This window comes from Trichocoleus sp. DQ-A3, from assembly GCF_039961975.1.
Lineage (GTDB): Bacteria > Cyanobacteriota > Cyanobacteriia > Cyanobacteriales > FACHB-T130 > FACHB-T130.
In genome coordinates this window covers 156832-169726 of sequence record NZ_JAMPKC010000010.1, presented here as the reverse complement: position 1 = coordinate 169726, position 12895 = coordinate 156832, and the positions used below count along the sequence as shown (strand labels likewise).

The following is a 12895-nucleotide window of genomic DNA, read 5'->3' as shown; positions in this document are numbered from 1 at the left end:
TTCAACTTCATGATCGTGTTCCAAGCCGAGCACAACATCCTGATGCACCCCTTCCACCAACTCGGTGTAGCCGGTGTCTTCGGGGGTGCCCTGTTCTCCGCCATGCACGGTTCTTTGGTGACTTCCTCCTTAGTGCGTGAAACCACCGAAACCGAATCTCAGAACTACGGTTACAAATTCGGACAAGAAGAAGAAACCTACAACATCGTTGCAGCCCACGGCTACTTCGGTCGGTTAATCTTCCAATATGCTTCCTTTAACAACAGCCGTTCCTTGCACTTCTTGTTAGGTGCATGGCCCGTCGTCGGCATTTGGTTCACCTCTTTGGGAATCAGCACGATGGCCTTCAACCTGAATGGTTTCAACTTCAACCAGTCAGTGATTGACAGCCAAGGTCGGGTGATCAACACTTGGGCAGACGTGATCAACCGCGCCAACCTGGGTATGGAAGTAATGCACGAGCGCAACGCTCACAACTTCCCCCTCGACTTGGCAGCAGGTGAGTCTACTCCAGTGGCTCTGATGGCTCCCAGCATCAATGGCTAATCGCTAGAGACAAGATATATCGCGTCTCTATATCAAAAGCGCCTCCCACAAGGGGGCGCTTTTTTATTGGGAACCGCAGATAGAAGCAGATTGTATCAATCCAATCTCTCGGGGGTTTAGGATAAATATGGAAGCATACAGATTGGAGATAGGACAACGGTTTACACACGTCCCTTAGCTCGTCTCATCGAGCAACTACAACGGTTGCCAGGAGTTGGCCCGAAAACTGCACAACGTCTGGCACTGCATATTATTAAGCGATCGCCCGAAGAAGTAGAAACACTGGCTCAAGCTTTAGTTGAGGCGAAAAAGCAAGTGGGTTTATGTCAGGTGTGCTTTCACCTCTCGGCTGAACCTGTCTGCGATATTTGCCGTAACTCTAACCGCGACAACAGCACGCTCTGTGTGGTGGAAGATTCCCGTGATGTGATTGCGCTGGAAAAAACTCGCGAATATAGCGGCAAGTATCACGTCTTGGGAGGCATCATTTCACCGATGGATGGAATTGGCCCCGACCAACTAAATATTCAACCGCTGGTGCGGCGAGTCAGCCAGCAAAAAATTAAAGAAGTGATTTTGGCAATTAGTCCCAGCGTAGAGGGTGAGACAACAACCTTGTATGTCGGTCAATTACTAAAGCCGTTTACCAAAGTGACGCGGATTGCTTTTGGTTTACCGATGGGCGGTGATTTAGAGTATGCCGATGAGGTGACACTAGCACGAGCCTTAGAAGGGCGCAGAGAGTTGGATTAAGCAAGTAGAACCCTAGAATTGCTAGATCCCTCTTCTGACAAACTGAGGTAAAAGCTTGATTTCTCATGGGCTGTAATACTGTAAATTCATCGAATTCTCTCAAAATGACACAAGAGGGAGATTAGCAATGAGTCATTAGCAGCCAGTAGATAATCTGGGTATTCTAGTCACTTAAATAGGGCTTCTAACTCAACTTTTGCTTAACGAAAGCCATCATCTGAGCCAATTGTTTTTTCAGTGCCGGAATTTCAGCAACTTGTTCCTTCAATCCCTTAATTTCAGCCTGCATTGCCGCCATTTTTTCATTTAATGCCTTAATTTCAGCCGATGCATCTGTAGAGTCAGCAACGACTGCGGTTGTCTGAGCAGAAGGTGTTCCAGCTTTTGGGCGTGGCAATTTGGCTTTAGCGATCGCTGACTGGATTGCCTGATTTAAGTGCTTCTCATTGAAGGGCTTCTCTAGAAATTCAAAATACTCAAATGGTTCTGAAAGTTTCTCCATCACTTCCGCTTTCCGCCCAGAGATGACTACTAAAGGAATCATCTGGAGTTCGGGCGAAGCTTGAAGTTGCCCAAAAACCTCCCAACCGCTCATGCGAGGCAGAATCCAATCCAAAATAATTACATTCGGATGCTCTTGACGGATGAGATTAAGTCCCTCTTCCCCATCTTTTGCTTCTAAAACTTGAAAGTTGCCCGGAGGCAACATTTCTGGCAATGAAGCCCGAATTACTTTAGCATCATCAACAATTAGGATTTTTTGAGTTGCTCCCGCTTTCTGAACGTCGGGAGCCGTTGGGGTTCCTTTAGCGGCTGGTGCTGTTTGGGCACCAGGCGCAGCCGCTTGCCGACGAGGCAGTTTCGCCTTAGCCATTGCTGATTTCATCGCCTGAATCAGCGTCTTCTGCTCCAACGGCTTGGCAACAAATTCAAAATACTCAAACGGTTCTGGAATTTTGTGTGTAACTTCTTCTTTACGTCCTGATGTCACCACTAAAGGAATCTTTTGGAGTTCCGGAGAGACTTGAATTTGTTGAAAGACTTCCCAGCTACTAGGCTGAGATGACAGGAAATCCAGCACGATTAAATTGGGGCGTTCTTTTCGGATTAAATTCAGTCCTTCTTGAGAGTCTTTTGCTTCGAGAACTTCAAAGTTACTCTGGGGCAATAGCTTGCGGACTAGACTCCGACTGGTGCTGCTGTCATCGATAACCAGGATCTTGTTACTTGGCATAACTAACTCCTAGGAGTGGTGACTGAGGACATTCCATGAAACAAGGAACTCAACCGTAAGAACGCCCCGATTACGAGTCAGATGAGCTGGAAGATTGAATGGGGACAGGATCTAAATGCTGAGGTGTATTCTATAAATGCTAGCGATTACTTCAGCTTTTGTTTAATGAATGTCACAATTTGAGCTAGCTGTTTTTTCAAGCCATCAACCTCACTAGGTATCGCTGCCATTGGAGCCACCTGTTTCTTCAAGGCGTCAATCTCAGCTTGCATCTTGGCAATCTTGGCATTTAACTGCTGAATGTCTGCTGACGCAACCCCTGAATCTGGTGGGACTGTATCCTTAGCGACGGCTGGCTGCGGTGCTGATGGTACTACCACCGGGCGGTTTCTTGCTTTTGCCATCGCTGTCTTGATAGCGGCAATCAGTTGCTTCTGGTCAAAGGGCTTGGGTATGAATTCAAAATATTCAAAAGGTTCTGAGATTTTCTCTGTCACCTCTTCTTTCCGACCAGACATTAAAACGAGAGGAATTGACTGAAGTTCGGGCTTACTTTGAATCTGCTGAAACACCTCCCACCCGCTCATTTTGGGCAAGAGAAAATCTAACATAATCAAGTTCGGGTGTGACTGGTAGATCAGATTCATGCCTTCCAGACCGTCTTTTGCTTCTAAAATTTCAAAGTTACCCGGTGGTAACATATCTCGTACTGTATTTCTGATCACTCGACTGTCATCAATCACCAGAATTTTGTGACCTGCCACGACTGACTCCTTAGGGGTAATTTAAAGAAAAACTAAAGTTGATTTGAGCCGACTGCTGCCTTGTCGCTAATTTCAGCAAGATGAGCGGCTAGCAGAAAACTGCCTCGCGTTCATACCAATCAGGATAATTTGGAATGTGTAGTACAAGTGTGTCTGCGCTACAGAACTATGATTTCTATACCCGATTACGGTAAACCAACGCTAGCGCCGTAATGGGGATTCTCATGAGTGCGTGGTATACAGCAACACAATGGCTTGCCTGATATCCTCACTCTTCGATCGTCTTGACATACAAAAACATAAAGCCAAAAAGCTAGCAGCGTGCCTAATTCTAGATTAATCCGGTCTGACCTGAAAGGGAAAAAAACTAAGGCAGAAGCAGAATCAGAGTTAGAGTCGAATGATTTAAGATTTGTATCATAGGACTCACGCATTGCCCGACAACGTAGGGGCTTTTTTGGGTTGTGCCAGTACTGGCTATCCTGTACTGGCTATATAGACAAAGGCGCAGGAAAGCAGGCGAGATAGTGGTTCTCACTCGATCGGAACCTCACCCCCAGCCCCTCAACCTTCACGGAGAGGGGAGAATATTGAACCAAATCCGCGAACAGAGAGGGGAAATATTAAACTCAAATCCGCGAACAGAGAGGGGCTGAGGTGGGGTTAAACCGGACTGCGTTTAATAGAAAATTGCGATGAAAATTGTTGTAAGCCCTTGAGTTTAGGAGTTTGGCTGCGTAAGTTCTGTATTATACGGATGCTCATTGAGCTGGTAGCCCAGAAAAAAACATGAATTTGCCTACCGAAACGAATGCTCGACAAATTCAGCCTGATGTACAAGCGTGGAGGTCAGAAATTGAGGCGCTACCGCCTTGGTTGCGACGCTCCATCGGGAAAGCAAGCGACATTTCGACGGTGCAGCGAATTATTAAGCAGCGGCAAATTCACACGATTTGCGAAGAGGGGCGCTGTCCGAACCGGGGAGAGTGTTATACCCAAAAGACAGCAACGTTTCTGCTGATGGGGCAAACTTGTACCCGTGCCTGTGCTTTTTGTCAAGTGGAGAAAGGGCACGCACCGATGCCTTTAGATCCGGAAGAACCGCAAAAGGTGGCTCAGGCGGTGCAGTTGCTTTCTTTGCGCTACGTGGTGCTGACTTCGGTGGCGAGAGATGATTTGCCGGATGGGGGGGCGAGTTGGTTTGCGGCGACGATGGCAGCGATAAGACAGATGAACCCGGAAACCCTGATTGAGGTGTTGACGCCAGATTTCTGGGGGGGTAAGGATGCGGTGGAGAAACAACGACAACGAGTTGCAACGGTGGTTGCAGCGTCACCCGTTTGTTATAACCACAATATTGAGACGGTGGAGCGTCTGCAAGGACGGGTGCGACGAGGGGCACAGTATGTGCGATCGCTTGATGTTCTCCGGATTGTGAAAGAACTTGACTCCACGATTGCCACGAAATCCGGCTTGATGCTGGGACACGGAGAAACTGAAGTCGAAGTGATTGAGGCGATGACCGATTTGCGGAATGCTGGATGCGATCGCATTACCCTCGGTCAGTATATGCGCCCTTCACTAGAACATCTGCCAGTCCAAAAATACTGGACGCCAGAAGAATTCGAGCATCTGGGAGCGATCGCGCGGAAAATGGGCTTTGCTCACGTCCGTTCCGGTCCCCTCGTCCGCAGTTCCTACCACGCGGGAGAGAGTGTTTAAAGTCAAGAAACCACGGGAGGAAAAAAGAATTTTTCTATTGATCGTGCATCGGGAAAGCGCCTATCAAGGTCTACGCTGCTTTCAGGAAGACTGCGGTAAATGAAAATATTTCTATCGAGCCGTGCTAATTGTGACAGCTCTTTGGTATTTCTTGATAAAGTCCAAAATTAGGAGCAAATGCTTATGACTGCACAAGCCAAGAAACCAAAAGGTTCTCTTACCCAAACGAGTAAGCCTCCCTATCCTTTCCGCACTATCGTTTCGCTGATCCTCTTAGCTGGTAACTTCCTGGTTGCAGCGATTTATTTCCACATCATCAACCCGTAATCCATCTCTAAGAAAACTGAATCTACAGTTTTGAGGTTAGGGTGAATGACAACGATGAAGGCGGAAGGGAGAAGGATGGATAGCCTGTTGATTCATCCTTCATCCTTCATCCTTCATCCTTTTATAGGGTGCCCTTGAACAAGCCTTGGGGACGGACAAGCAGAATTAAGACCATGATCAAGAGGGCAACACCCTGCTTGTATTCAGACCCCAGGAAGGGGACGCTGAGTTCTTGGGCGATACCAATTACCAACGCACCTGCGATCGCCCCGTAGGGGTTGCCAATCCCGCCGAGAATCACCGACGCAAACATCGGCAAAATCAAAAACCAGCCCATGTTGGGGCGTATGCCGGTAATCAGCCCGTACATGGCTCCTCCCAGGGACGTAAAAACGCCGGTAATTAGCCAAGTCCAAATCACCACGCGCTCAACGTTAATGCCTGAGACGCGAGCGAGATCGATATCATCCGCAACTGCTCTCATTGCCTTCCCGATTTTGGTGTTCTGCAACAGGAAATGCAGCCCCAACATTGCGAGGACGGCTAAAACCATGACAACGATCCGGTAATAAGCCACGTTGACTCCGAAGATGTTGAGGGCGGAGGCAATTGGCAAATTGTAGCGCTGGTTGCCTCCTCCCCAAATGAAAATGATGCCATTGCGGAGAAACAAGGCAAGTCCAATCGAGATGATGATCAGGGTGGTAGGGGAGGCACGGCGTGCCCGCATTGGTTTCCAGAGCAGCTGTTCGCTCAGTAGCATCGCCGCCACCGTTCCCCCCGCGCCTAGAATCATTGACAGCCAAATATTTATCCCACTGATATTCGCTAACCAGGTAAGATACGCGCCCAAGGTCATAAAATCGCCATGAGCAAAGTTGGAAAGGCGCAAAATTCCATAAGTCAGCGTTAGACCAATCGCCGCTAGCGCAATGATGCAACCCACGGCGATGCCATTCACAATTAATTGAGCAGTTTGTACATCCATTCACTTGACTCTCCAGTTAACTGGAGATTTCATAATAGCGATTGAAACAATAATCCTGAATTTACACTATGACACTACAACTGAAAGTTCCCAGCATGGCTTGTTCTGCCTGTGTAGACACGATTTCTAAGGCAGTTGCCACTCTTGACCCCACCGCGAAGGTAGAGGCTGATACCAAAACCAAGCTCGTAAGTGTGGAAACACAACAGCCAGCAGACAAAGTCAGGGAAGCGATCGCGAACGCTGGATATCCTGTCGCCTAGCGATAAGATTATCGCAAAGGTTAGGGGAAATTTGGATGCAGCAGTGGAGCAGAAAATTAACACTCGTCTTCGCCGCTGGCGCTTTGGGAGGACTGGCAAATAGTCTTGCTGTTTGGCTGTTTGGAGTTCTGGGCATCACTGCTGCCTTGGGGGTGAAAATTGCGCCAGCTTTGACCCCAGATTGGCTGTATCCTCGCATCGTTTGGGGCGGTTTATGGGGATTTCTCTTTGTCTTGCCTTTTCTGCGTTACCCCTCTTGGTTGCGAGGGATTGTCTTGCGAGGAATTGTCTATAGTCTTGCGCCGACACTGGCGCAATTACTGATTGTATTTTCGGTGAAAGCGAATCAAGGGCTGCTAGGGTTGAAATTGGGAGTTTTAACTCCACTGTTTGTATTATTTTTTAATGCAATTTGGGGCATCGCTGCGGCTTTTTGGCTTCAGTTTATCGAAGAAAAGCGAATTTCAACAAATAGCTACGAATAAGGCGATTTTCTTTGATTAGTTAGCCAGCCCTTCAAATCCCAAACTTCGAGAGAGAAGTCGGGTATCTCGCCTTCACAAACCATTTAAGAGTGCGATATTCAGCCGTATACAAAATCCGCTTCGGCGCGACAACCCTTACAAATTCCGTAAGCAGTGTCATCAGTACCTTCTAGCCATTCAAACTCTGTGCCTTTGCAGAAGGGACAGTACGCAGTGCTAGGTAAATTGCCAATGATACACTTCCATTTTGGTTCATTAAATGTTAATTCCTGCTCTAGTGAAGTTGCGGAATTAACAGGTAAACGCCATATTTTTTCTAGTAAATCATTTACCCTAGCCGCTACGTCATTGATGTCTTGGATATTTAAGTAGCCACATCGGACAGCGCGACTTATCAAGACATCGGTTTTCTCCTCAATATGAACTAAAGTGCTGTTAGGAGCGATCGCTCTACATTCCCAGCCAGCAGAGATAGGGACTTCTTTTTGGTATGCCAAAATTAAGCGATCGAAAACGTTGAGTTGATTTTCAGTAACAAAAGCAACCCAGCGATCGCCCCCAATTCGTTTGAAAGCTTTACCGAGATGAGCTTTTAACAAAGTATCGAATTCTAAAATATCTTTATTTACTTCTTCGTGACCTAAGTAAAGGTTGCGCCGCTTCGTATCAGCCAAATCAAAAATTGCTAGATAACCAGGTAACAATGGCTCTATGCAAAGCTTTAATTCTGCAATTAGCTGGTCGCGATACATAGGTGCTTTCTTCTAAACGGATGGGGGTGGTGGGGTGGCGAGAAGCGGAATTATCGCTGCATACGCGATCGCTCTTTTAACCACGAATATGGCACGCAAAATTTTTTCTCTACCCCTTGACTCTCCAGTTAACTAGAGAGATTAACCTAAAATCATCGAGTTAGAGAAAGTTATGGAAACACATTCTCTGAAGTTACAAGGAATGAGTTGTGCGGCTTGCGCCGGTGCGATAGAAAAAGCGATTCGCAATGTTCCAGGCGTCAGCGAGTGTAACGTTAACTTCGGCATGGAACAGGCGACTGTTAAGTACGAGCCTCAGCAAACGAGTTTAGAGGAAATTCAGCAGGCTGTCACCGACGCCGGATATACAGCCGCGCCAGTTCGAGAATTCGGAAGCAAAGAAGATGATACCGAGGCAGCCCCTCGCCGCCAGGAACGGCAAGATTTGGCGCGGAAAGTGGTATTCGGCGCAGCGATTAGTATTGTGCTGGTGGTGGGGTCAATTCCGGCAATGACTGGATTGCACCTCCCCTTAATTCCGGCATGGTTGCATAATTCTTGGGTGCAGCTAGTGTTGACAACGCCAGTTTTATTTTGGTGCGGTCAATCTTTTTTCACAGGTGCGTGGAAAGCTTTGAAGCGTCACGCGGCTGATATGAATACGCTGATTGCGCTGGGTACAGGTGCGGCGTATTTCTACTCGCTGTTTGTGACTGTATTTCCAGAATTCTTGGAGGGAATTACAGATGTCTATTACGAAACAGCGGCGGTTGTAATTACTTTAATTCTGCTAGGACGGTTTTTAGAAACTCGCGCCAAGGGACAAACGTCGGAAGCGATTCGCAAATTGATGGGTTTGCAAGCGAAAACAGCACGTTTGATCCGCAATGGACAGGAAATCGATGTTCCTGTTGAAGCTGTCCAAGTTGGCGATGTGGTTTTAGTGCGTCCTGGCGAACAAATCCCCGTGGATGGGGAAGTGGTAGAAGGTACGTCTAGTGTCGATGAAGCGATGGTGACGGGTGAAAGCTTGCCCGTGAAGAAACAGGCGGGGGATGAAGTGATTGGGGCGACGATTAATAAAACTGGCAGTTTTCAGTTTCGGGCGACGAGAGTTGGACGAGATACCGTTTTGGCTCAAATTGTCCGACTAGTGCAACAAGCGCAAGGTGCCAAAGCCCCCATTCAGCGATTGGCGGATCAAGTAACCGGGTGGTTTGTGCCAGTGGTGATTGCGATCGCGATCGCTACTTTTATTATCTGGTTCGACGTGATGGGCAATCTCACAATGGCCCTGATGACAATGGTGGGAGTGTTAATTATTGCTTGTCCCTGTGCTTTGGGTTTAGCAACGCCGACTTCTGTGATGGTGGGAACCGGAAAAGGTGCAGAAAATGGCATCTTAATTAAAGGTGCTGACAGTCTGGAAGTGGCGCATAAAATTCAAACGATTGTGTTGGATAAAACGGGGACTCTGACTCAGGGAAAACCCACTGTTACCGACTACATCACGATGGTAGGAACTGTCCACAGCAATGAGATAAAGCTATTAAAGTTAGCGGCAGCAGTTGAACGCAATTCAGAACATCCTTTGGCTGAAGCGGTTGTAAGGTATGCCCAATCTCAGGAAGTGCAGTTTCCATTGCCGGAGGCGAAAAATTTTGAAGCGATCGCGGGTAGTGGCGTTCAAGGGATTGTATCCGACCGACTGGTGCAAATCGGTACTCAGCGTTGGATGGATGAATTAGGGATTGAAACGCTACCTTTGCAAGGACAAAAAGTTGCTTGGGAATCTGCCGGAAAAACTGCCGTTTGGATTGCGGTAGATGGCGAAATGCAGGGATTGATTGGCATTGCCGATGCCCTGAAACCCTCTTCCGCAGGCGTTGTGCGATCGCTACGCCGCATGGGTTTAGAAGTGGTGATGTTAACGGGGGATAATCGCAAAACAGCAGATGCGATCGCGCAAGAAGTCGGTATCACGCGAGTGTTTGCGGAAGTCCGTCCCGACCAAAAAGCCGCTAAAGTCCAGGAACTGCAAGCCGAAGGTAAAGTAGTGGCAATGGTGGGCGATGGCATCAACGACGCCCCAGCACTGGCACAAGCAGACGTGGGGATAGCGATTGGCACTGGAACCGATGTCGCGATCACGGCTAGCGATATCACCCTCATTTCTGGTGACTTGCAAGGCATTGTTACTGCGATTCAATTAAGTCGCGCCACGATGCAGAATATTCGCCAAAATCTCTTCTTTGCCTTTATTTACAACGTGGCGGGAATTCCAATTGCTGCTGGTATTTTATTCCCTATTTTCGGTTGGTTGCTAAATCCAATGATTGCGGGTGCAGCGATGGCATTCAGTTCGGCTTCTGTTGTCAGTAACGCTTTGCGCTTGCGGAATTTTCAGCCACGAGTAAATTTCTAACTGCATAGAAAAGGAGGAAATATGGTAACTCAAAAAAAATTGTTGAGTAATCTTCTGGTTTTGTGGATTTTGCTCTCGGTTTTCTCAGGAACACCCGCAAAAGCCGCTTCAGCCGAGGCACCAATGCCCACAAACCAATTTCGTCAAATTAAGCAACCTTTTGAGCTAAAACTGGGTCTTACTTTAGGCGGGTTGGCTTTAATTGGGTTAGAACTTTGGTGGTTTCTGGTGAGTAAAACTCAAGCTCAACAAGCGACAGCAAATCAAGGAATTCAAGAACTGACTATCCAAGTAGATGGCGGTTACGATCCAAATCGAGTCGTCGTGAAAGCAGGGCAACCTGTGCGGCTCAATTTTTTCAGAAAAGACCCCAGTAGTTGTCTGGAAAAAATCATTTTACCGGATTTTCACATTGCTAAAGATTTGAATTTGAATCGGCTGACACCTGTGGAATTCACACCAAAAACCCCAGGCGAATATCCCTTTACCTGTGGAATGAATATGGCTAGAGGTGTCTTGGAAGTAAAAGCAGCCGGAACGGCAAATCAAGAGGAGTAAAATAATGAAAAATAAGTCAATGCTTTTGGGTTTGGTTGGTTTAGTGGCAGGAAGCGCGATCGCTACAGGCGCAGTCACTCATACGATGAAAATGAAGGATGGAACGATGCAAGCGACCCCTACAAACACTAGGAATGACTCCCATACGGGGCATCATGCGGCTGGAGGCGACCCTCATGCGGGGCATCACATGGGGCACGGATCGAAGCACGAATCGGGGCACGAATCGATGCCTGAAACTCAGCCAGCACAGGCGAAGCTGACGATTCTAGGAACGATTACCCCGAACAAACCCGTTCCTTTAGCGATTGATATTCAAGACAAATCCGGGAAAGCGATCGCTAAGTTTGACACTTTTCAAGAAAAACTGATGCACTTGATTATTGTCAGTGACGATCTCCAGTTTTTCAGCCATCTTCATCCCACATACAAGCAGAATGGGCGTTTTGAAGTCAAGGCAAGTTTTCCTCAACCGGGTAATTACACTCTTTTAAGTGACTACAAACCAGCCGGTCAAAAGGAACAAGTCTCGGCAGTAAAAACACAGATTCCTGGTAAAATTTTATCTGCGCCAGCAATCGATCTAAATCGGTTTAAAACTTTCGGAAATACAAAAGCGAATCTTGTATTTTCTGAGTCAACCCTCAAAGCAGGTAAAGATGTTACCTTAACGTTTGATCTGCGAGACGCTTCTAACACTCAACCCGTCAAAGACTTGCAACCGTACTTAGGAGAAAAAGGTCATTTAGTCATTCTCCGACAGTCACCAAGCTTAACAGCCGCAGATTACATTCACGCCCATGCCATGAAAGATACTCCTGAAGGCCAGGTTCTTTTCCATACCAAATTTCCCGAACCAGGAAAATATAAACTCTGGGGTCAGTTTAACCGCAACGGTAAGATTGTTACCACTGATTTCTGGATAGAAGTTCTCTAACACAATGGATTCAACCCCTTGAGCATATCTATAGCAATCCTAATTTCACTCGCAACACCATTCTTTCTCTCTTCTTCTCTTCTCTCTGCGCCCTCTGCGGTTCGTTAAAAACAACAAAGATAAATTTCACATTGGATTGCTATAGCCTTGCTCAACAAACTTAGACAAACTTACCTCATCGGAAATGGCTAACTTGGTGTAGACGATAAACACAATTCCTAAGCTTCATCTCCCCAAGTTTTTAGCTGAAAATACACTAACACCAGCGTTACTGCTAACAGCACAGTTGCCGCCGCTGCGGCATAACCAAAATCAAATTGGGCAAACGCTTGGTCGTAGATGTAGTAAACCAGCAAATTAGTCGAGTTTAATGGCCCGCCGCCGGTAATAACGTAAACTTGCTCGAAACTCCGCAGGGTAAAAATAGCCGTCGTGACGGTGGCAAAGATGAGAGTTGGACGCAATCCTGGCAGGGTAATGTACCAAAATTGTTGCCAGGAATTGGCACCATCTAGTTCTGCCGCTTCATAGCGACTGGAGGGAATCGCCTGCAACCCTGCCAAAAACACCACCATATTGAAACCCAATTGCTTCCAAATGCTTAACAAAATCAGCACTGGCATCGCCCAAAACGTGCTACCCAGCCAGGAAATCGGTTCAATTCCGATAAGATTTAGAAATGCGTTGATTGGCCCTTCGGTTTGAAACAGCCAGCGAAACCCCAAACCGGCTGCCACGAGACTGACGATTGAGGGGATAAAATAGGCAGTTCGCAGGATTCCTCGCAGGGCAAAGGCACGATTTAATAGCACTGCTAAACCCAAAGGAATTACCAAACTGGGAATCACCGTGGCAATGGTGAAATAAGCGGTGTTACCGAGAACTTGCCAAAACTCAGGACTCAGCATGAGACGCCAGTAGTTTCTCAATCCCACTAAGCGCACACCCGTAGCGGTAAAGCTACCCGTGGTAAAACTGAGGTAAAACAAATAAGCGATAGGCCATAGGAGAAAAAGCCCTAATAGAATTAAGGCAGGGGTCAGAAAAATCCAGGCAGCGATCGCATCATTATCTAACAGCTGCCTGCGAGAAGAGTGCGTATTTTTCATTGAGCAATTGGCTTACCGTTGAATGTTAGCGT

The 12895-nt window shown here is 47.2% G+C and carries 13 protein-coding genes and 2 pseudogenes; 9 read left to right on the top strand and 6 right to left on the bottom strand.

The window, feature by feature from the left end; translation table 11 throughout:
- Positions 1-546: pseudogene (locus NDI44_RS16810) on the top strand (photosystem II q(b) protein); the annotation flags it as partial.
- A gap of 141 nt (positions 547-687) precedes the next feature.
- Positions 688-1299, top strand: a complete 612-nt coding sequence (gene recR / locus NDI44_RS16805) for a recombination mediator RecR (protein ID WP_190411240.1) — start codon at positions 688-690, stop codon at positions 1297-1299.
- Between the two features lie 184 nt (positions 1300-1483).
- Here recR and NDI44_RS16800 read toward each other — a convergent pair whose 3' ends face one another.
- The 3 genes and pseudogenes from NDI44_RS16800 to NDI44_RS16790 all read right to left on the bottom strand — a co-directional run bounded on the left by NDI44_RS16800 (position 1484) and on the right by NDI44_RS16790 (position 3297).
- On the bottom strand, positions 1484-2056 hold the full coding sequence (locus NDI44_RS16800; RefSeq protein ID WP_347276895.1) for a response regulator: 573 nt from the start codon (positions 2054-2056) through the stop codon (positions 1484-1486).
- Positions 2057-2146: 90 nt separating this feature from the next.
- A pseudogene (locus NDI44_RS16795) lies at positions 2147-2533 on the bottom strand (response regulator); the annotation flags it as partial.
- Between the two features lie 146 nt (positions 2534-2679).
- Positions 2680-3297: a response regulator gene (locus NDI44_RS16790; protein WP_190411228.1), complete on the bottom strand. Its 618-nt coding sequence runs from the start codon at positions 3295-3297 to the stop codon at positions 2680-2682.
- A 789-nt stretch (positions 3298-4086) separates the two neighbouring features.
- On the opposite strand from NDI44_RS16790, the gene lipA reads away from it, so the two are divergent.
- Positions 4087-5019: a lipoyl synthase gene (lipA, locus tag NDI44_RS16785; RefSeq protein WP_190411227.1), complete on the top strand. Its 933-nt coding sequence runs from the start codon at positions 4087-4089 to the stop codon at positions 5017-5019.
- Between the two features lie 183 nt (positions 5020-5202).
- A complete protein-coding gene (locus NDI44_RS16780; RefSeq protein ID WP_190411226.1) occupies positions 5203-5346 on the top strand; it encodes a photosystem I protein PsaX in 144 nt (47 codons plus the stop codon).
- 121 nt (positions 5347-5467) lie between these two features.
- Here NDI44_RS16780 and NDI44_RS16775 read toward each other — a convergent pair whose 3' ends face one another.
- The gene (locus NDI44_RS16775; RefSeq protein WP_190411225.1) at positions 5468-6334 is read right to left on the bottom strand and encodes a branched-chain amino acid ABC transporter permease; all 867 of its coding nucleotides are present in this window, start codon (positions 6332-6334) and stop codon (positions 5468-5470) included.
- A 68-nt stretch (positions 6335-6402) separates the two neighbouring features.
- Between NDI44_RS16775 and NDI44_RS16770 the strand changes: the two genes are divergently transcribed.
- Entirely contained in the window at positions 6403-6597 is a 195-nt protein-coding gene (locus tag NDI44_RS16770; protein ID WP_190411224.1) for a heavy-metal-associated domain-containing protein, read from the top strand.
- Positions 6598-6632: 35 nt separating this feature from the next.
- Entirely contained in the window at positions 6633-7082 is a 450-nt protein-coding gene (locus NDI44_RS16765) for a hypothetical protein (RefSeq protein ID WP_190411223.1), read from the top strand.
- Between the two features lie 98 nt (positions 7083-7180).
- Here NDI44_RS16765 and NDI44_RS16760 read toward each other — a convergent pair whose 3' ends face one another.
- Positions 7181-7834, bottom strand: a complete 654-nt coding sequence (locus NDI44_RS16760; RefSeq protein ID WP_190411222.1) for a hypothetical protein — start codon at positions 7832-7834, stop codon at positions 7181-7183.
- A gap of 172 nt (positions 7835-8006) precedes the next feature.
- Between NDI44_RS16760 and NDI44_RS16755 the strand changes: the two genes are divergently transcribed.
- The 3 genes from NDI44_RS16755 to NDI44_RS16745 are packed head-to-tail and all read left to right on the top strand — an operon-like array spanning position 8007 to position 11754.
- A complete protein-coding gene (locus NDI44_RS16755) occupies positions 8007-10259 on the top strand; it encodes a heavy metal translocating P-type ATPase (protein WP_190411221.1) in 2253 nt (750 codons plus the stop codon).
- Positions 10260-10280: 21 nt separating this feature from the next.
- Entirely contained in the window at positions 10281-10817 is a 537-nt protein-coding gene (locus tag NDI44_RS16750) for a cupredoxin domain-containing protein (RefSeq protein ID WP_190411220.1), read from the top strand.
- Positions 10818-10821: 4 nt separating this feature from the next.
- Positions 10822-11754, top strand: coding sequence for a hypothetical protein (locus NDI44_RS16745; protein ID WP_190411219.1), 933 nt, complete (start codon positions 10822-10824; stop codon positions 11752-11754).
- Between the two features lie 218 nt (positions 11755-11972).
- Here the strand turns inward: NDI44_RS16745 and NDI44_RS16740 are convergent, their stop codons facing one another.
- Positions 11973-12863 (bottom strand): sugar ABC transporter permease, encoded by an 891-nt coding sequence (locus NDI44_RS16740; RefSeq protein WP_190411218.1) that lies wholly within the window; start codon positions 12861-12863, stop codon positions 11973-11975.
- Positions 12864-12895 lie beyond the last annotated feature (32 nt).